Annotated in this window: 15 protein-coding genes and 1 pseudogene; 7 read left to right on the forward strand and 9 right to left on the reverse strand. The window is 40.7% G+C overall.

What is annotated here, in order from left to right; all coding sequences use genetic code 11:
- Positions 1-87: 87 nt before the first annotated feature.
- Together FD724_RS30550 and FD724_RS30555 are read right to left on the reverse strand one after the other, a co-directional pair.
- Positions 88-1,791 carry an alpha/beta hydrolase gene (locus FD724_RS30550; protein ID WP_179075207.1) on the reverse strand — a complete coding sequence of 568 codons (1,704 nt, stop codon included), beginning with the start codon at positions 1,789-1,791 and terminating at the stop codon, positions 88-90.
- Between the two features lie 430 nt (positions 1,792-2,221).
- Entirely contained in the window at positions 2,222-3,145 is a 924-nt protein-coding gene (locus FD724_RS30555) for a DMT family transporter (RefSeq protein ID WP_179075208.1), read from the reverse strand.
- A gap of 284 nt (positions 3,146-3,429) precedes the next feature.
- Between FD724_RS30555 and FD724_RS30560 the strand changes: the two genes are divergently transcribed.
- On the forward strand, positions 3,430-5,526 hold the full coding sequence (locus FD724_RS30560) for a cytochrome c peroxidase (protein WP_179075209.1): 2,097 nt from the start codon (positions 3,430-3,432) through the stop codon (positions 5,524-5,526).
- Between the two features lie 265 nt (positions 5,527-5,791).
- On the opposite strand, the gene eis is transcribed toward FD724_RS30560, so the two are convergent.
- The gene (eis, locus tag FD724_RS30565; RefSeq protein WP_179075210.1) at positions 5,792-6,970 is read right to left on the reverse strand and encodes an enhanced intracellular survival protein Eis; all 1,179 of its coding nucleotides are present in this window, start codon (positions 6,968-6,970) and stop codon (positions 5,792-5,794) included.
- A gap of 199 nt (positions 6,971-7,169) precedes the next feature.
- Here eis and FD724_RS30570 point away from each other — a divergent pair.
- The 3 genes and pseudogenes from FD724_RS30570 (at position 7,170) to ptsP (ending at position 11,939) form a co-directional block, all read left to right on the forward strand.
- Positions 7,170-7,643: pseudogene (locus FD724_RS30570) on the forward strand (hypothetical protein).
- Positions 7,644-8,134: 491 nt separating this feature from the next.
- Positions 8,135-9,331 (forward strand): phosphodiester glycosidase family protein, encoded by a 1,197-nt coding sequence (locus FD724_RS30575; protein WP_179075211.1) that lies wholly within the window; start codon positions 8,135-8,137, stop codon positions 9,329-9,331.
- 88 nt (positions 9,332-9,419) lie between these two features.
- Positions 9,420-11,939 carry a phosphoenolpyruvate--protein phosphotransferase gene (gene ptsP, locus FD724_RS30580; protein WP_179075212.1) on the forward strand — a complete coding sequence of 840 codons (2,520 nt, stop codon included), beginning with the start codon at positions 9,420-9,422 and terminating at the stop codon, positions 11,937-11,939.
- On the opposite strand, the gene FD724_RS30585 is transcribed toward ptsP, so the two are convergent.
- Both FD724_RS30585 and FD724_RS30590 read right to left on the reverse strand, forming a co-directional pair.
- Positions 11,940-12,329 (reverse strand): hypothetical protein, encoded by a 390-nt coding sequence (locus FD724_RS30585; RefSeq protein ID WP_114083196.1) that lies wholly within the window; start codon positions 12,327-12,329, stop codon positions 11,940-11,942.
- A gap of 296 nt (positions 12,330-12,625) precedes the next feature.
- On the reverse strand, positions 12,626-12,781 hold the full coding sequence (locus FD724_RS30590; protein ID WP_179075213.1) for a hypothetical protein: 156 nt from the start codon (positions 12,779-12,781) through the stop codon (positions 12,626-12,628).
- Positions 12,782-12,840: 59 nt separating this feature from the next.
- On the opposite strand from FD724_RS30590, the gene FD724_RS30595 reads away from it, so the two are divergent.
- Both FD724_RS30595 and cysC read left to right on the forward strand, forming a co-directional pair.
- The gene (locus FD724_RS30595) at positions 12,841-13,176 is read left to right on the forward strand and encodes a hypothetical protein (RefSeq protein ID WP_179075214.1); all 336 of its coding nucleotides are present in this window, start codon (positions 12,841-12,843) and stop codon (positions 13,174-13,176) included.
- Between the two features lie 64 nt (positions 13,177-13,240).
- Positions 13,241-13,819 carry an adenylyl-sulfate kinase gene (gene cysC, locus FD724_RS30600; protein WP_114083199.1) on the forward strand — a complete coding sequence of 193 codons (579 nt, stop codon included), beginning with the start codon at positions 13,241-13,243 and terminating at the stop codon, positions 13,817-13,819.
- 237 nt (positions 13,820-14,056) lie between these two features.
- On the opposite strand, the gene FD724_RS30605 is transcribed toward cysC, so the two are convergent.
- A complete protein-coding gene (locus tag FD724_RS30605; RefSeq protein ID WP_114083200.1) occupies positions 14,057-14,353 on the reverse strand; it encodes a hypothetical protein in 297 nt (98 codons plus the stop codon).
- A 190-nt stretch (positions 14,354-14,543) separates the two neighbouring features.
- A complete protein-coding gene (locus tag FD724_RS30610; RefSeq protein WP_179075215.1) occupies positions 14,544-16,625 on the reverse strand; it encodes a TonB-dependent siderophore receptor in 2,082 nt (693 codons plus the stop codon).
- Between the two features lie 247 nt (positions 16,626-16,872).
- Here FD724_RS30610 and FD724_RS30615 point away from each other — a divergent pair, with 247 nt between their 5' ends.
- Positions 16,873-17,499, forward strand: a complete 627-nt coding sequence (locus tag FD724_RS30615) for a Uma2 family endonuclease (RefSeq protein WP_179075216.1) — start codon at positions 16,873-16,875, stop codon at positions 17,497-17,499.
- Positions 17,500-17,510: 11 nt separating this feature from the next.
- On the opposite strand, the gene FD724_RS30620 is transcribed toward FD724_RS30615, so the two are convergent.
- Together FD724_RS30620 and petJ are read right to left on the reverse strand one after the other, a co-directional pair.
- A complete protein-coding gene (locus FD724_RS30620; RefSeq protein WP_179075217.1) occupies positions 17,511-18,434 on the reverse strand; it encodes a tetratricopeptide repeat protein in 924 nt (307 codons plus the stop codon).
- Positions 18,435-18,720: 286 nt separating this feature from the next.
- Positions 18,721-19,056: a cytochrome c6 PetJ gene (petJ, locus tag FD724_RS30625; protein WP_179075218.1), complete on the reverse strand. Its 336-nt coding sequence runs from the start codon at positions 19,054-19,056 to the stop codon at positions 18,721-18,723.
- Positions 19,057-19,317: the final 261 nt, after the last annotated feature.

The raw sequence follows: 19,317 nt of genomic DNA on the forward strand, positions 1-19,317 counted from the left end.
TAATTTATTACGTCTGTATAAATCAAACAAAAATCATTACATGGAGCAATGCAACACCAATATCCAACATCCAAAATCCGAAGCTGACTATGGTGTTGGGAACTTTTTTTTTACGGTTTTGGCTCCTTGCATATCCAGTAATTGAGCTAATTCGGTTGTATTCAATGACTTGACAAGACTTAAACCAAGAGACTTACTAGAAATGCTTTGAGTGTAGGCGGCGTTCAGGTAAGGGGTGTATTGTGGTTTTCCTGCAATGTATGTTTGGAAGAAAGGTAAACTTAAAACATTCATGTAACGACGCGCTTGCGAAGCATCGCCAATCATATCAGTAGGTAATGCTACTTGTTGATTTGCAGGATTGCCATTACCAATGGTGGAAAAGTGAGTACCACCTACAAGCATGACGAGATACTTTTGGGAATTCGCAAACCAGGAGAAAGGTAAAATTTGCTCAGATAAAGCTGGTGCAACTGTATCATCACTACTGCTGACAATCATCACTGGAGTTTTGATTTGACTTAAGCCAGCTTTGCCGAAAATAGAACTAGTAATGGGATTAACTGCGATCGCAGCTTTTACTCTCTCATCCCGCAGGTTATAATCCTTGCCAGACTTGCTGATGCTCAATTCTAAAGCGCGACACTGGAGCAGTAAAGACATATTCCAGGTTTTTTGCAGTGCTGCTGGTTGACAGTCTTGTTTTAGCTGCTCAAAGTTGATTTTTGCGCCTGCTAAGGCTAAGGCTGTGTAGCCTCCCAAAGATTGACCAAATACTCCGACTTGTTGCAGATTTAAGCGACCTTTAAACCTTGAATCAGATTGATTACCTTTTTCCAATTGATTCAATATATATGTGACATCCAAAGGTCGGTCTTGAAATTCACCTGGTTCTGCTACTTCATTCGCATGTCCCTTTAGCAGAGAACGTAATTGTTTAGCATCGCTACCAGGATGATTAGGAACGACAACGGCAAATCCATAAGAAGATAGGTGCGTAGCTAAATATTGAAAGTTGCTGCTATCTAAACCCAAGCCGTGAGAAATCACAATTACGGGTGTAGTATTTTGAACATTGGGAATGTAAACATCAGTTAATAAAAGCCGGTTGCGCTTTGAGTCAAAAAACTTTAGGGTGTATTTTTGCGACTTAAACTTGCCAGGAACCTTTAAATCAGGCAATTGCGAGAGATTTGGTTGTGGAGTGGTAGCAGCTTCTATTTTAGACTCTTGGGAAACTGCTGCGATCGCACTATGGGTTTGGCTAACAAGTTTCTCTAATTCCGTAGCTATTTCTAAAGTCTCTGCAACATCAAGACGAATGCTGCTGCTGGGATATTTACGCAAAACATTCAAAAGTGTCAAGCCTCCCGATTCAGCAGAGGCTGAAATTAGCGCCGAACGCAAATTACCAAATCCTGGTTGACTGGTTTTAATGACTTGCGCCAACCGATGCAGCAAAAATTCTCCTTGCGGTGTATAGAGAAGTTGCGAAAGTACTACCGGACTAACTTTCACACGATTAAGTAAAATCCGTCGCAATTCTGGAAGCTGTTGTAGAGGCAAATATTGCTGATACGCTGCCAAATCTTCGTTAATTACACCTGTTTTGGCATAGTTTTCTAAAGTGTTGACTGAAATGGAAAGCTCTAAGGCTGAATAAGATGCATAAATCCGCTCTGCTGCCAAGACAGAATTGCTAATTCCAAACGTTGGCAGCAGTGTTGAGAGAACCAGCAATAGGGAATTTTTTCTGAGGCTGCTGGCCCAATTACCAAACAAACTATTCATCGCTCAACTGTTTCGGTGGTCTGGTTTTATCAGGTGTTGGCTTTGGTAGTTATTCGGACACCCTGCTTGGTTTACTTTAAGTTTTTAGCCTCAATTTTATCAAAACAGAATTTAGGAGTCAGCCGTTATAATTCAGTATGAATTTTGTATGACTTGCGAATGTAGAAAGCTTTATCTGACTCCTGAATTCTGATTTATGAATTCTTCTTCAAGAATTTTTCTCTGGGCTAGAAAGTCAAAAATCAGATCCTACAGTGTCACACAGATGGGTAAAGTATCCATCTTATAATGGGTGACTCCCGTAGTTCGCCTTCACTATCAAATCATAACAAATAAAAAATACTGTGCCTCAGTATTTATGTTGTAGCTTTGAATATTGCACGGATTTTATAGATAAAGAAAACAGTAAAAATCCTGAAAATCCTTACTACTAATCAGCTTTCCCTAATGCGATCGCTACTGAACCTGTAACTACTAAACCTGCTCCCAATATTGCTACGAAACTGAAGTGTTCTGATGGTATCCAATTAGGTGCAATAACTGATACAACTGCAACTGCTATTAATGTCACAACGGGAGCTAAAGCTATTACGGCACTTACTCGTGATGCTTCCCAATGTTCTAATGATTCGGAAAAAGCACCGTAAGCAATTAAAGTATTAAAAGCACAAAAAAGCAACATTCCTAAATGGAAAGGATCGAGTATCAAAAGTGATTTTACTTTGGCTAGAGGAGTGAATAATAAAGCACATCCTCCATAAATAATCAGCATGATGCTGGCAGAAGATAAAGATTGTAATAACTGCTTTTGTGCTAAAGCATAAATTGCCCATGACGTTGAGCCTAGCGCTATGAAAACACTACCTAGTAGATATGTGCCATGCGCTGTAATTAGATTCGTTAGTTGTTCACGAAAAAATAAAACATAACCGCAAATCATTACACTGACACCAATCCATTGATACAGCCGATAACGTTCTTTAAAAATTACTAACCCTCCGAAACCTAATAAAAGGGTAGATAATTGAATCAAAACTTCAGCGTTAGCAGGTGATGTTAGTGATAAACCTTGGGTAAAAAAGAAGTAATTAATCCCTAAGAATAGTGTAGCGATCGCTAATAATTTCCAAGAAGCAGAACGCAGTTGTTCTAACTTTGGTAACTTGCCGCGTATTCCTAAATACACAGCTAGTAGTAAAAATGATACCGAAAATCGAAACCAAACGACGGTATAGACATCAAGTACTTGCAGAATTACTGCCAGAGCAATAGGTAAAATTCCCCACAATAAAACCGTTAATAGCGATAATACTAGCCCTAAGCGCCAGCGACCAGAACTTTGATGTAGTGACATTCAAGTATCCTACTCAAAGTAGGGCTGATGAGAAGTTAAAAAATATCTAATTTGCATATCTAAATTTTACAATCTTTTATTGATAATCTATCTTAATAGCTTAGTGAAAAAATTAAATGTAGAACGGCTTATCGACCCTACTCAATTTATTTTTAGTGCTAAATCGTGGCGTTTCTTGTTTATAGAAAATTTGTAAATTGCGTAGTTACTTTACATGAATATTAAAATTCAGAGTTCCACATAAACGTATAATTTGTTTCAGTTTTATCTTAGTACAAAGCATTATGGGGTTTATACCCATCTTAAGCTTAGTAATTTCTATTACAGGCTTATCCATTTACTTACTACTGACCTCAAAAAGTCGATTTTTGCTCAAATCTATGGTGACAAAAATAAAGCGCCAAGAGTGGAGATTCAAATATGGCAAGCTTAACTACCTGAGATCAAGATTTTTAAAGACTATAACAATTGCTGTCATTATTATGGCAGCAATAATAGCTGGAAATACTGTCTCAGCCCAGGTTACGCCATCGCCTCTACCTTCGCTCAAAAGCATATCGGTTCCACAGCCGGACAATCTTGGAGACTTCGTAAAAGACAAAGTAGCCGCCGTAAAGTTAGGAAAAACTCTTTTTTGGGATATGCAGGTTGGGAGCGACGGCGTAACTGCCTGTGCTAGTTGTCACTTCCATGCTGGGGCCGACAATAGATCCAAAAATCAGATTGCTCCTGGACTTTTACGGATTAACCCTGATGGTACGGAGAATCCAGATGCAGTTTTTAATGTTGGTGGACTACCAAACTACCAACTCAAACCAGGGGATTTTCCTTTCCACAGTAACGATGTCAGTTCTTCTCAGGGCATCTTCAATAGTAAGTTTGTTGATGTCACACCTGGTAATGCAGAAGACAAAGTAACAAACGAGCCAGATCCAGTGTTTAACGTGGGAGGCATTAATGTGCGCCGCGTCGAGCCGCGTAATACTCCAACCGTGATTAATTCAGCATTCAACTTCCGCAACTTCTGGGACGGAAGGGCACAAAACATCTTTAATGGGGTGAATCCTTTCGGTTTAAGAGATCCTAATGCTGCGATCGCTAAAGCAGCAAACCCAAATAAATTAGAATTTGTCAAAGTTAGTCTGAAGAATTCATCTTTGGCATCCCAAGCGGTTGGCCCGCCACTCAGTTCCTTTGAGTCATCTGCTGATGGTCGAACTTTTCAAGAGATTGGTGATAAGTTCGGGCGAATTGACAGAAGATCCCTCAGCGCTGGTAAAGGTAAAAAGCTTCCCCGAAAACTTGCGAAAAAGTTATTACCTCTCAGACCGCTAGGTAAGCAGGTAGTACATCCCCAAGACAGCGTTTTAGGTGCAGATAGTAGATCGCCCAAACCCGGACTTAAAGATAAAACTTATGGGCAGCTGATTCAAGATGCTTTTAAGCCGGAGTGGTGGAAGTCTAATCAACTCATCCAAGTTGATGCTGAAGGTAGAAGGACTTTTGTCAAAAAGCCCGATCGCTCCTTGGAGACTAATGAGTACACATTAATGGAGTACAACTTCTCGCTATTCTTTGGGCTGGCAGTTCAGTTGTACGAGTCTACACTCATTGCCAATGATACGCCCTTTGATCGCTTCTTAGAAGGAAACACTAATGCCCTAACTTCTGAGCAGCAACAAGGGAAACAACTGTTTGAGGGCAAAGCTTTCTGTATTGCTTGTCACGTTGGATCGGAATTGACAGCTGCTTCAACAAGCAATGTGACTAAAGAAGGACGAATCAAACGTGCGCCCTTCCCGCCAAACTCCCCTGAAGACACTGGCTTCTTCAATATCGGTGTCACACCTACTACAGAAGATCCTAGTTTAGGTAGTAAGGACGCTTTCGGTAATCCGCTTTCAGAAGCACGATTGGCTCAGTTAGGGAAATTTCAGCTTCTTCTTGGCGAAAATCCTCCCACCTTGAATCCACCGTTGAATCCTACTGAAACGGTGTTTGCAGACGGAGCCTTCAAAGCACCTGGACTTCGTAATGTGGAACTTACTGCTCCCTACTTCCACAATGGAGGTCACGCAACCTTAGAGCAAGTGATTGATTTTTACAATCGGGGTGGTAACTTAGGGCTTCTTCCCCCACTAGGTCTCTCACCGGAAGAAAAACAGCAATTGGTCGCCTTTTTAAAAGGTCTGACTGATGAGCGAGTTCGGTATGAGAAAGCGCCTTTTGACCACCCGCAACTGTTTGTCCCCAATGGACATCCATCAGGTAGCTCTACAGCCGTTATCAATGACGGTACTGGCAAAGCTACGGATAGTCTATTAGAAATTCCTGCTGTTGGTAAGAATGGTGGTAGTGGTACTCCAAATTTCTTGAGCTAACTAGCCATTTTCTATTACCTTAATCAAAGAAAATCATAAACCTTTATTTTTAAAAGGTTTAGGTTGGATTGAGGAACGAAATTCAACACCAAAAACTACTTTTAACAAGGGGTTTAAGACAAAGGGCTTAAGCCCCTTGTCTGTTTAAGTAAGTAACTCTTTGTTAAAGTCAATTTTTTTACGAACCACAGAGACGCAGAGGGCACTGAGAGAATAAAGAAATGCTTAACTGAACTGTATTGCCCAATGCCCAATGCCCAATTCTTTAAAAGAAATCAGCCATCCAAGGCGAAGCACCGGCAAATATTTGCGTAGCTGCTAAAATAGCCGTTTCTGTACCATTCAGTTTTCCCGCTATTTGCAAATCGTAGGGGGTAAACAAGCTTGTATATAATGGCGCTAATTCCCGAATATCTAGCTGCAATTCACCTTTTCCACCTTTTGTGACTTCACCACGTCCGTTGGCGACAGAAAGAATAAATTTACCATTATTTTCAGTTAGCAAATTATCTTCAATTTCTAAGTGCAATTCGGCTTGGATTCCCGGTGGATAACCACGCAATTCCAGTGCCTTGACTGCATCTATTATCCGCAGCAACCAACGACTTGTAGTCTTAATCTTGGCAGTTTGCTCTGGTAGCAGCAATGTCAGGGAATCAATTGCAGAACTCTTCCATCGCACCTGTTGAATTTGAGAGCGATGACTTGCTAGAAAAGACCAGAAAGTTTGTGCAGCATCAACTGTAGTCAGTACCCAATCTTTAACGATGAGGATTTCACCATTGTTTGTTCGCTCTTGAGTAAAGATGATATAGCCTTGGGGCTGGTCTTTAGTACCAATCAAATAGGTATAGACTATTTCCTTATCATTTGGTTGAATTATTCGTTCCCAAATTGCTGGATGTCGGTCTAAATATCCATGCGTTTGTCTTGCCTGCTGCTGATATAGCTCATGAAAGACTTCATGATTGATGCTTGCTACTAATTCTAAAGGTAGGGGTTGCTCCCGTACTTGGATATTCTGGGTAGCAATCTCCCAAATACACCAGCTACCCCCCTGCTCATAACCTACTTTTCGGTACAAGCTTTGAACAGCTGGATAAAGGGCGGAAATTGCTATACCTCTATCGTAAAGTTCTTTGAGGGTGTGCTGCATAAGAGCGATCGCAGCCCCCGAACCCCGATATTCTGGAGCAATGCCCACTACGGCAATTCCTGTCATTGGTACACGTTGACCACCCCACCACTGACCCATGTCGAGAGTTGCTAATCCACCAGCTACTTGCTCTAATCTCCGAATAATACGGAAATTTTCTACGCCAATCATGTTGATGTAAGCTTCTTCACCACCAAGGGCGCTGATGAAACACTGTTCAAGGATATGTTCCAACTGTTGGATATCCTGTGGATGGGCGAGAGTGCTGTATTCAAATTGAGCCATCATCTCTGATACCACTAGTATTACAAAACCATCCGCCAGTTATACAGAATTCATTCTGGATTCTGACTCCTGACTCCTGAATTCTGTTTGATAAATATACTATGCGATCGCGCGGTTCGGACAAGATAGGAATACCATATTGAAATTTAATTTGTATAGCTGGGCACTCTAGATTAAAGAAACATACTGGAGACTTATTCTTATGTCCACGACCTCAATTAGTGCAACACTGGCACAAACACAGAGAGATGCTGTGTTCCAAGCGATCGCTACAATTAAAGAAAACTTACCATTTTTAGTTGATTTGAGTGCAGATGACCGAAAAGCTTTACCCAAGATGGGAGATAAAAGTCGGGCGTTTGTAAGCAAAGCATTAGAAGTAGCGACGCAAAACCCAGAGTTCTTGCCGCGATCGTTTGACATAGATGAGATGCGGAAAGATGTGCAGTTGTTTTAAGCGTTGTATCCACTATTGCTCTCGTTGACACAATTGCAAGATTTGGTAGATGATACATCCTTGGCAGTAGGCAGCGAAGCTTATGCAGCCGCTTTGCAAGTATATAACTATGCTAAAGTCAGTGGTCAGGGGACAGGTTTAGATACGATGGTTGAAGAAATGGGGCAACGATTTTCTCGTAAAAATCGGAAAGTCAAGTCTCAACAGGTAGCACCGTAGGAAATAACTCATCAATTGCACTGTTGAAGTGCAAGTTTAAACCTCAAAGCTTGAACGTTCGAGCAAAAAGGTCGGAGTTTCGAGTTCAAAGGCTCAACGTTCGAGCAAAAAGGTCAAAGTTCCAAGTAAAAAGGCTCAACGTTCGAGCAAAAAGGTCGGAGTTTCGAGTAAAAAGGCTCAACGTTCGAGCAAAAAGGTCGGAGTTCCGAGTTCAAAGGCTCAACGTTCGAGCAAAAAGGTCAAAGTTCCGAGTTCAGAGGCTCAACGTTGAGATTTTGAGAGCGATCGCAAAAGCATTTAAAATACAGTTCGGTTAAGATCCCTGATGGATCTGGTTTTTCAAATCATCTATACTTGGTTTTTACTGTCAATGTAGAAGTTCCATAGCAATCCTAAATGATCTCCAGATCCCTGATTTCTTGAAGAAGTCGGGGATATAATTTTAATTTTTAACGAATGATTTAGAATTTCTATAACTTAATCAAATACTCATGAATGTTGTAATAAATTTATTGCTTTTTTTGCTGCCAATTCTGAGTAGCTTTTGGATTGCCCAAACTTTCAACCCTTTATCTTCTTATCAGCCTCTCCATGCTATAGACGGAGCGGCTTTATATAAAAAAGAATTACCCAATGGGAATGAAGCCTATTTACAAGTTATCAATCTCCGCAAAATACACATAGACCAAATTATCGGAGAAGTAGATAATATGGGTATAAATGAGGGTAAATATTATCAGGGGGAAAGTAAATATTACAGTCCTTTTTTCAAAAGACATTTGTTTTCTGAAGTTGCAGAAGAATATAAGAAATTTTACTCAAATAACGTTTTTTCAATAATTAATTGTTCTTTTTTTGAGCAATACGAGTCTAGTACTCAATTATCTTTTCCAATTAAATTAAATGGTGTAGTCATCAGTGGTGGTAATAGCCCTTATGGGCCAATCAAACAACCAAAAGATAAATACTACAGTAATATTCGTCTCAAAGCTCTAGTCTGGGATAATAAGCAGGCATACATTACCGATTACAACCAGGTTAGCGGCGCACCTCTCAACCAAAATAGAGTCAAAAATGCAATTGTCACTTACCGATACAGCGATCATCCAGCAAAAGTCTTAGCCCAAAACCAAGCAAATAAGTATCAAGTCATCGGGACTCTAGACAAAGATGGTGTTAAAGGTGACGAGTTATTGTTGATTATGACGGTGAACAAAGCAACTCTGGATGAGGCAGCCGATTTATTACGTAAATTAGGAGTTAAAGGCGACATCATTACTGTTGACGGCGGCAGATCAACTTATTTGTTCAATTCCCAGAACGGAAATATTATTGTTCCCCAACTGTCTAATCCGCAAGAAAATCCTGCTTTCCGAAACCTTCCTCATTATTTGGGATTCCGTAAGACAACTAAAAATCAGGTTCCACCAAAAATACTGATTGGTCAGCTAACTGCTAAAGTACTTCCCAAGAAGGATCAGCCCTATTTAATCTTGTGGCAGGATAATTTTGATAGCGATGTCTCGATTAAGCTGTACGATGGAGACAAACTTATCCAAAATATTTCTTCCCGTACCGCTAGCGATGGTGTTTATGAGTGGATACCACATATTTCTGTAAAAGAAGGCTATTTTATTCGTATTTCTAGCTGGAAAGACCGGAATATCTTCGGGGAATTGCAATTGTAATCAAGATAAACGCTGTTTTTAGCGGTGCGGAATGGGAGATTGGAATGGATAACGAGCTAAACGCAAACCTCTTAACAAGTTTGGCGGTATGGCAGCGATCGGAATTGTTATCGTCTCTCACAGTAAACAACTAGCTCTAGGTGTGCGGGAACTCGCCGCGCAAATGGTTCAGGGCCAAGTTTCCATCGCTGTTGCAGCAGGTATTGAAGATCCTGAAAATCCATTGGGTACAGATCCGATTCAGGTTTATGAAGCGATCGCTTCTGTTTTCTCTGATGATGGTGTTTTAGTATTGATGGATTTGGGTAGTGCTGTGCTGAGTGCAGAAATGGCCATTGAGTTTTTGCCAGAAGCACAGCAACAAAAAGTGTATTTGTGTGAAGCACCTCTAGTAGAAGGTGCGATCGCTGCTGTTGTTGCGGCGGGGGCTGGTAAAAACATTCACCAAGTCATGGCGGAAGCACGCGGCGCACTCCTAGCAAAAGCAACTCAATTGGGTGTAATTCCGTTGCCAGTTATCAGTGACAATATCGAAGTAAGAAATTCACAATTTCCCGTCAAAGAAATCCGGTTAATTGTCAGCAATCGCTTAGGATTACACGCCCGTCCCGCAGCCCAGTTTGTGGGAACCGTCGCCCGCTTTCAATCCCAAATTCTGGTGCAGAATTTAACTAGAAATACTGAGCTAGTTCGGGGTGACAGTATTAACCAAGTCACCACTTTAGGAGTGCGTCAAGGACACGAACTAGTGATTACTGCCACAGGTTCGGATGCAGATGAAGCGCTGGCGGTATTACAGACGTTATTCGAAAATAATTTTGGTGAAGATAATGTTGCCTTGAATTCTCCACCAGTATTTCAGCATGAAGTTAGCCCAGCAACTCACGGCGAACTTTCAGGAATTGCCGCTTCTCGAGGAGTAGCGATCGCACCTGTGGTTAATTATCAACCCACTCACATTACGATTACGGAATATCATGTAGACGATCCTGAATCAGAGTGGCAAAGAGTACAAGCAGCAATTCAAACTGCTCGACAAGAAATCCAAGCAGTTTTTTCACAAGCATCTCTGCAAATTGGTGACGCTGAAGCCGCCATTTTCGATGCTCAATTACTATTTTTAGAAGATCCAGTATTGTTGGAAGCGGCTCATCAGCGTATTTTAGACCACCATATAAATGCTGAAGCAGCTTGGCAAGCCGTAGTCGATGAGGTGGTGACTTCCTACCGAACACTTGAAGATGCTTATCTGCAAGAGCGAGTTGAGGATGTTGTCGACGTAGGGCAAAGGGTACTACGATTACTAGCTGGGAATGCCCCTGCTAACTTGCATCTTTCGGAACCGGCAATTTTAGTGGCAACTGATTTAACCCCCTCAGATACCGCTAGACTAGATCCGAAAATGGTGTTGGGTATTTGTACAACTTTTGGTAGCGCCACTTCCCACAGCGCTATCATCGCCCGGACATTGGGTATTCCCGCAGTTTTGGGAGTGGATTCCCAGGTGTTGCACTTGGCAGATGGTACACTCATGGCGCTTGATGGTGAAAGTGGCAAAGCTTGGGTAGAACCAGAATCACATATCCTAGATTTACTGGAGGCAAAGCGAGAGGCTTGGCAAACTGCCCAACAGGAAGCACAAGCTACAGCACACCAGCCAGCAATTACTCTTGATGGTCGGCAAGTTAGCGTTTTCGCCAATATTGGTAGTATAAATGATGTGCAATTTGCTGTGGCTAGCGGTGCAGAAGGAGTGGGATTACTCCGCACAGAGTTTCTTTATCTCGATAGGACAAGCGCCCCTACAGAAGAAGAACAACTTGAAGTTTATCAGGCGATCGCCCAAGTTTTAGATAATCGTCCGCTAATTATTCGTACCTTAGATGTCGGTGGTGATAAGCCACTTCCTTATCTGAGAGTCGGGTTTCCAGAAGCAAACCCTTTCTTAGGCTGGCGGGGAATTCGTTTCTGTTTAGATCATCTGGATTTATTCAAAACTCAGTTACGGGCAATTTTGAGAGCCAGTGTAGGACACCAAATTAAGATCATGTTGCCGATGATTGCCACTGTGACAGAGGTACGTGCAGCTAAGGTAATTTTAGGTGAAGTGCAGGCTGAATTAAATCAAGCTGGTATCCCCTTTGATGCAGCGATGAAAGTGGGGATTATGGTGGAGGTTCCGTCAGCAGTTGCGATCGCAGATCAGTTAGCAGCTGAAGTAGACTTCTTTAGTATAGGTACTAACGATCTGAGTCAGTACGTCATGGCTAGCGATCGCACTAATCCCCGCGTGGCAAATTTGGTTGATGCACTACATCCAGCAGTGCTGAGAATGGTGCAGCAAACTATCAAAGCTGCCCATACTGCGGGCATTTCGGTAGGATTATGTGGAGAATTGGCAGCAGATACTGTAGCAACACCAATTTTATTAGGTTTAGGGCTGGATGAGTTGAGCGTCAATCCTCAAAGTATACCTGGAGTGAAACAGGCGATCGCTCGATTAAGTATAGTTGAGAGTGAAGCGATCGCGGCATCAGCATTACAACAAGATTCCGCAGTTCATGTCAGAGAAATAATCTCAACTTCAATTATTCCCCCTACGAATTAGTTAAAATCTGATTCCCAATTGCCCGTTAAAACCACGAATAGAATTATAACCAGCACCAACAAAAACGTTATCAGTAGCACCCACCTGAACACCACCGGAAACTGCAACACCTTTATCCTCTGAATAAAGTCCAACTCCTACATAGGGTGAGATGACAGGCAAACTGATAAATTTCAAAACATCTACTCCCGTAGCGCCATCAGGGCCAGTTCCTACTTCAACCCCAAAATTTAAAGCTCTAGCGCCTACAGCATAAGTTACATCACCATCTTTTCCACCAACTGAAACCCAAGGTTGGGGTATAAGTTGAGCCGATGCTTGACTTGGAGCAAATAAAGCTAATAAACCGATAGATGTAATTAATGTTTTCGCAATAATCGCTATTTTCACATTATTCTCCTCCACTAACTGGTGTATCTTAATTGTCTTCTTACAACTACCCTTGCTTCAGCACTACTGTTAACTAGGGTTTGTCTATGATGGCTAATCGTGACGGATTGAAAGTCATTTGAGTGCCCGATGAGTGCAAGTTGCTTACTAAATGCTGTAAAAGTATAACTAAGTACAACAGTATTTGCGTAATTAAATAGGAAAAGTAGGATGTTTTATAAGAACCCTTGATTAACCTGTTGATAAGCTGTAGATTGGTGCGTAGTAGATAGTCAAGATAAAACTATACAAGTAATTTAGAAAGCGTAAGGGTTTGGGATTGCTTCTCTGCGAGATGCGATCGCAGAAATAGCAAATGCTGTCGCCGAAATAGCAAATGCTGTCGCCGAAATAGCAAATGCGATCACCAAAATAACAAATGAGTTCGCCGAAATAGCAAATGCGGTACTCAATACCTAATGAATAATCGCAGTTATTGAATAGTTAAACAAAAAAACAAAAGGTAAAATCTATGACACTGTATCAAGTCACTCAAACCACCGACAACGGAAACGGTGACACAGTAGGCACTCTCAGCTATGCTATCTTCCAAGCCAACGAATTCGATCGCCGACTCAATACACATGGATTGCATCACGTGCGCTCCAAAGTCGAGTTTCAACCTCGTGCAACCGTTTTACCCCCTGATTTATTCGCTCAATATGAGGGTTTATCTTTCTGGGAGACTCCCACCAACAGTAGTCTAGCGAATGTGATTGTTGCCCAGCAGCTACAGATTCCCCTAGCGCCCCCGCTAGAGGTGGGAAACAAGGCAAACGGATCTAGTGTTTTTTCAAACTTGAGATGATTTTAACCCTTAGCGATCGCTAATAACTAAAGGTTCAAGACTGTTGTTAAATATTAAATAAAACATGAAACAACAAGGTATGGTCCTCTGGCTGACAGGCTTAAGTGGTGCAGGAAAAACAACTATCGCCCACGGTGTAGCCCAAGAACTGCAAAAGAGAAATCATCGCTTAGAAGTGCTAGATGGTGATGTCGTTCGCACCCATCTTTCACAAGAATTGGGTTTTAGCAAAGAAGACCGAGATACAAATGTGCGTCGTATTGGCTTTGTTGCGGAATTACTTAGTCGCAATGGCATAATTGCGATCGTTGCTGCAATCAGCCCCTACCGTGATGTTCGAGATCAACTCAAACAGACAACTACTAATTTTGTCGAAGTTTATGTAAATACTCCACTTGCAGTTTGTGAATTTCGTGACGTAAAAGGACTTTACGCCAAAGCAAAGGCAGAACAAATCAAACATTTTACTGGTATCTCTGACCCTTATGAAGAACCATTAAATCCAGAAATTATCTGTCAAACGGATAAATTCACTATTGAGCAATGTGTTAACCAAGTACTTCACTATTTAGAACACCAAAATTTGATCGTTGCTGATAAAAATCTCATGCCAACTTCCTCACAATACATGAGAAAGGGATGATTTAATTATTAAAAATTGATGATTTATAATTTAAGATAAAACTTTAATTAATCAAGGTAGATTAAAACTATGATTACCTACCTATAGGACTAGTACAACACGGCGGAAATAAACCACCTATTCTAAATTAATGAAATCCTTACGCTGTATTCATTTTTAATTTTTAATTTTTAATTCCGCCTTGCGGTACTAGTAGCCTACTTTGAGACTTTGCGTCCCTTACTCACAGCAGCAACTCTACTCAAAAGTAGACACATCTCGCAGCAAACTAGGAATTTCCCCTTGAGAGAAAGGAAACTCCAGTAAAGTTTCTCTAAGACCCAAATACCCAGATTCAGCAAAAGATAACAGCATTCTTGAAAGTGCTAGCCAAACCTCCGGTTCGTATTCCCAATCACGATAACGCGAAGCATGAGCGGCAATTGAACGTAACGCCCAAAAATAAGAATTCCGCACCACCGAACCACCTTTCTTAAACTCTGGTAAATCTTCGTGGTGGATAAAAAGTATTTGATTGTCAATTCTAGCTCTCATCGCAATTTTGGATTTTAGATTAAAAGTAAATCTTAAATAGGGTGCATTACGGCTTTAGCCTAACGCACAATGTTGTATAGTAGTGCTACCAAAAAACTCGTCTTTTCTCTGTGTTCTCTGCGCCTCTGTGGTTCAATAAATAACTTTTAAACCACAGAGTCACAGAGAACGCAGAGAGGAAAGTAGACACCTAAAAATTGGCGCTTAAACCCACACGAAAAGTAAATCCAGGGCTATAAATGCGATTAACTCGCTCATATTGCTCACCGAGGAGATTTTCTAAGTAAACTGTCAATCCTACATTGCTAGTTACAGGTACACGACCGCTCAAATCTAAATTTACGAAAGAAGGCGAAAAATCTGTAATCGTGTCACCAGGATTTGTAAAGAAGGCTCTGCGAGTGCCACTGTTGTAGGTAACATACAAATTAGCCTGCCAACCTGAATTTTGATAACCCACACCAGTTTGCAGTACAGAGTAGGGAATCAAACCTAACTGTAAACCTCTCTCTGAGCCTGTTTTTATTTGAGCATCTGTATAAGTGTAGTTGAGGAAAGTTGACCAGCCAGCCGCAATTCTTAATTGCAATGCAACCTCTAAACCATTGGTATCTACTAGTCCAATGTTTTCCCATCTGCCGGCGATGACTCCCAAGCGATCGCCTATACTACTACCAAAGTAAGTAAACTGTCCAATCAAATTTTGAGAAAAATTGACATCTACTCCCGCACTCCAAGTTGAGCCAGTTTCTGGTCTTAAATCAGGGTTTGGTTCCCAACCATGAACTGTATCATAAACATACAACTGATCTAACCCAGGATTGCGTTGTGCCCCTGCCCAACTTCCACGCACTGCTACTATTGGTGTGACGGCATAACGTAACCCAGCACTAGGGTTGAGATAATTTCCAAACTGGCTGTCAAAGCTTTGCCTTAGCCCTAAATCTATCAGAAAATCATCGCTAATATTCCAAGTATTCACAGCAAATAAAGCTGTATTAAACAAACTTCTATCTTCAGTTTCATTAGTGGCAATCCTACTAGGATTCGTACTCAAAACATCACCGTTTAAATCGGTGTTTTTCAAATCTAATCCCCAGCGCAATTTATTATTGGAAGTAACTTTCCACTCATGGTCTACCCTGGCTGTCAGTTGTTGTGTATCTAAAGTTCCTGTACGGTAAAATGCTCCTGTAGGGCCATAAGTGCTGAAATAATCTTGGTTATAACCAATTGAGGTAGTAAGATTAGAACTTTCGCCATTACCTAGTCGAGTTTTCCAAGATAAGCCAACGTTTAAACCATCGTGGTCTAATCTATCTCTTTGCAGAGGAAAACCAAAATAAATTAAGCCGCGACGACTGCTGAGTGCAGTAACATCTAAATTCAACGAATTTTTTTTATCTAAATCTAGTCCAATGCTACCGAAGTAGGTACTTGTAGCTGTATCTGCATTTGATAAAAATCCCTGTTCATCACGATTTGCTGCACCTACAGGCACGCGATAACGGTTATCTGTAAAGAATCTTTCAAAGCTAAAGTTATATTTGACATTATTGGATGAACCACCATAAGTTACTTGTTGATTATTTAAACTCAATGAGCCAAATTCTGCACTAGCGCTCAATTGAGGTTTACCATAACCTTCCTTGGTAATGATATTCACAACTCCCCCAAAGGCTGAGGAACCATACAAAGCGGAGGCTGTACCGCTATATAATTCCACTCGTTCAATCGCCTCTACAGGAATGCTATTTAAGTCAGTTCCACCATGATAAGTGTTGACATTATTGTTAATTGGTCTGCCATTAATTAGAAATACAGACTGATTAATTGAGGCTCCGCGATAGTATGTACCTGTGTGAATATCTGCACCATGACCTACGTCATTGATTGCAAAACCAGGCATTCTTTTTAAGATATCCGCTAAACTTGTAGCGCCCTGCTTTTGAATTTCTTCTTTATCAATTACGTAAGTTGGTGTAGATTGAGGTAGGTTGTCTGGTTCTGCGATCGCTTCTATAGAAATGTCTGCATCATCTGTATAATCTGGCTGAGTTTCTGGATTAACTTCACTCGGTGCAGATTGTTGAGTTAATAATTCGGCATTAGTGGCGGGTAACTCAACTTCACTCAAACTCTGAATATCGGAAATGACTTCGGTTGATTTATCAGTATTTCTCTGCTCAATTTCACTCTCAGCAGCAAAGCTAGGAAATGCTATCAGTAAACCCGGTAAAGCAACTGTTAGCAACAAAAAATCTTTTTTCACGTTCTCTTTCACACCAAGTAAAAATAGTCACCACGTAGTATTCTTGCTGTAAAAGTAAAATCGTGTCAAAAGACACGCTGTCATATTTCCACAGATTTAGATTCCCAACTTTCCTAGACAATTGGGAATATTGTTGTTAAAAAATGAGTCAGTATTGCTATATAATTTGCTATTACGTACTAATTATGAATTACGTTAGCATTAAGAAAACTGGACGCTTCATAAACAGAATAAAAAGCAATAATTTATGATTCAAGCCTTACGCAAAGTAGTTACATTTGACGAATTCGTTGCTAAATATCCTGACAACACAGGAAAACGTTATGAATTGCATGATGGAGTAATTGTAGAGATGCCGCAACCTACAGGGGATCATGAACAGATTATCGTATTTTTAGTTCAGAAACTTATTCTAGAATATAGTCGCATCAACTTACCTTATGGCATTCCGAAAACAGTACTTGTAAAACCGCTTGAAAGTGAATCGGCTTACTCACCAGATGTACTGATATTAAATCTTCCTAATTTGGTAAATGAACCTCTGTGGAAAAAAGAATCTACTGTAAGCCAAGCGGAATCAATATCCTTAGTAATTGAGGTGGTAAGTAGCAATTGGCGTGATGATTATTTAAAAAAAGCTGCTGACTATGAGGCTGTAGGCATATCAGAATACTGGATTGTAGACTATGCGGCTTTAGGCGGTAGGCGATTTATTGGCAACCCCAAACAAGCAACTGTCTCGCTCTACACTTTAATTGAGGGAGAATATCAAGTCAACCAGTTTCGAGGTAGCGATCGCATTATCTCACCCACTTTCCCAGAGTTAAACTTAACCGCCGAACAAATTTTTCAAGCTGGTGGATACCCTGTATAGTCTTTACAGTCTTACAAAAGAGCGATTTCCGTTGCAGATGAAATTTGTTGTCGCAAATTATTCAGTAAATCTAAAGTTTTTTCGTAGGCAACTCTCTTTCCTTGGTTGTCAAAGTACTCAGATGCTTTTTGTAAATCAGATATAGCTCCTAAATGATATCCTAAGCGATAACGAGCTACTCCCCGATTAACGTAAGCCAGGGCATTACTGGGGTTAAGTCTGATGACTTGAGAAAAATCACGCACTGCACCAAAGTCATCTCCATTTCGTCCGCAAGTACAACCCCGGTTAAAGTACGCTCTATAATCGTTAGCGTTGAGACGAATTGCTAGATTAAAATCGAGCATCGCGGCTTGGATATCTTGCAAGACAAAATGCGCCAAACCTCGGTCATTGTAGATATCTGCAAGCAGTAAGCTAGTAATTCGGGGAATTTGAGTTAAAGCTAAATTAAAGTCAAGAATTGCCTCCGAGTCTTTCCCATCTCCTGCAAAGGCTAACCCTCGGTTGTAATAAGCTCGAAAATCGTAGGGTTTAAGTGCGATCGCTCGATTATAATCAACGATGGCATCGGAATAATCCCCTTGTCTGTAAAGTGCCAAACCCCGGTTCAAATAAGCCTCAGAGTCATTAGGTGCAAAATTTATAGCTTGGGTACAATCTGCGATCGCTTGATGGTAATCTTGTAATTGAAGATAAGCAAGACAGCGATCGCTGTAAGCTACAGCAAAATCTTTCTCAACTTCAATTGCCTGATTAAAACTCTCTATTGCTTCCTGGTAATTACCGCGACGCATCTTATCTACACCTAATTCCAAAAAATTACTCGCTGTAATTTGGGTAATGGAAACGGGTGCTGAATGTGCAGATAAAGTCAAAAAAGTGAGAGAAAAAGCAATAATTACACCGATAAATAATCGCCATAAATTACTCATAGTACCAAATTAGGATAGGTAATAGTGTTTGATGTTCTTGGAACAGTCTTTTTATCAAGACTATTAATACAAAATTGGTATAAACATCCTATTTTACAATTTCGGCAAACCTAAAATTAGCGAGACAAAAAGCCCCGCTAATTATTAATTTTTGAAGTTATACCAAATTCTATGTGAGACTGCACTTTATTCACGTAGGAGCAATTCATAAATTGCTCCTGCAATCTGTAGTTTTACGTCAATCTTCTAAGCGCATCTTCATAGAAAGATGGTATTAGATATTAATCTACTTCCAGTCCTTGTCTGCTTGTGAAAGCACGTAAGCAGCTACATTTTCAATTTGGTCAGCTTTCAAACGTTTGCCGAAGGCAGGCATAGCATTTTTACCATTTGTAACTTGGGCAATAATTGCCTCTGCTGAGTACAAACCATACTTTTCCAAAGCTTCCTTCTTCAGGTTTTTTGCTGCTTGAACTAGATTCTTACCTCCCGCATGACAAGAAGCACAATTAGCACTAAATACTTTAGCTCCACTAACGGCATCTCCTGCAAAAGCTGGGCTACTGAAGGCAAAGGTGAAGATTGCTATGCCTAACAGTATGACTTTAATCATTTTTTTCATTTGGTGTTCCCTCTACAATAATGGCTTATTCGGTGCAATATCCTCCATAATTGTCAGTTGAGCCGCTCTTATAGTCAAACGACATCCTGTCAAACTTAGTTTTAAAGCTTTGGGTTTTTAAAGGTTTTGGATTCTAACACAGAGTTATATCTAGCTCAATACGGTTCAGTTAAGCATTTTTTCTCTTCTCTCTGTTTCCTCTGCACCTCTGCGGTTCGTTAAAAAAGTTGACTTTGACAAAGAGTTTTAGCCTTAACTGAA

The sequence above is a fragment of the Nostoc sp. C057 genome (genome assembly GCF_013393925.1).
Lineage (GTDB): Bacteria > Cyanobacteriota > Cyanobacteriia > Cyanobacteriales > Nostocaceae > Nostoc > Nostoc muscorum_A.

Bases quoted from the DNA above. Each gene is read 5' to 3' on its own strand.
- FD724_RS30550 (WP_179075207.1), bottom strand. From the start codon at position 1,791: ATGAATAGTTTGTTTGGTAATTGGGCCAGCAGCCTCAGAAAAAATTCC.
- FD724_RS30555 (WP_179075208.1), bottom strand. From the start codon at position 3,145: ATGTCACTACATCAAAGTTCTGGTCGCTGGCGCTTAGGGCTAGTATTA.
- FD724_RS30560 (WP_179075209.1), top strand. From the start codon at position 3,430: ATGGGGTTTATACCCATCTTAAGCTTAGTAATTTCTATTACAGGCTTA.
- eis (WP_179075210.1), bottom strand. From the start codon at position 6,970: ATGATGGCTCAATTTGAATACAGCACTCTCGCCCATCCACAGGATATC.
- FD724_RS30575 (WP_179075211.1), top strand. From the start codon at position 8,135: ATGAATGTTGTAATAAATTTATTGCTTTTTTTGCTGCCAATTCTGAGT.
- ptsP (WP_179075212.1), top strand. From the start codon at position 9,420: ATGGCAGCGATCGGAATTGTTATCGTCTCTCACAGTAAACAACTAGCT.
- FD724_RS30595 (WP_179075214.1), top strand. From the start codon at position 12,841: ATGACACTGTATCAAGTCACTCAAACCACCGACAACGGAAACGGTGAC.
- cysC (WP_114083199.1), top strand. From the start codon at position 13,241: ATGAAACAACAAGGTATGGTCCTCTGGCTGACAGGCTTAAGTGGTGCA.
- FD724_RS30605 (WP_114083200.1), bottom strand. From the start codon at position 14,353: ATGAGAGCTAGAATTGACAATCAAATACTTTTTATCCACCACGAAGAT.
- FD724_RS30615 (WP_179075216.1), top strand. From the start codon at position 16,873: ATGATTCAAGCCTTACGCAAAGTAGTTACATTTGACGAATTCGTTGCT.
- FD724_RS30620 (WP_179075217.1), bottom strand. From the start codon at position 18,434: ATGAGTAATTTATGGCGATTATTTATCGGTGTAATTATTGCTTTTTCT.
- petJ (WP_179075218.1), bottom strand. From the start codon at position 19,056: ATGAAAAAAATGATTAAAGTCATACTGTTAGGCATAGCAATCTTCACC.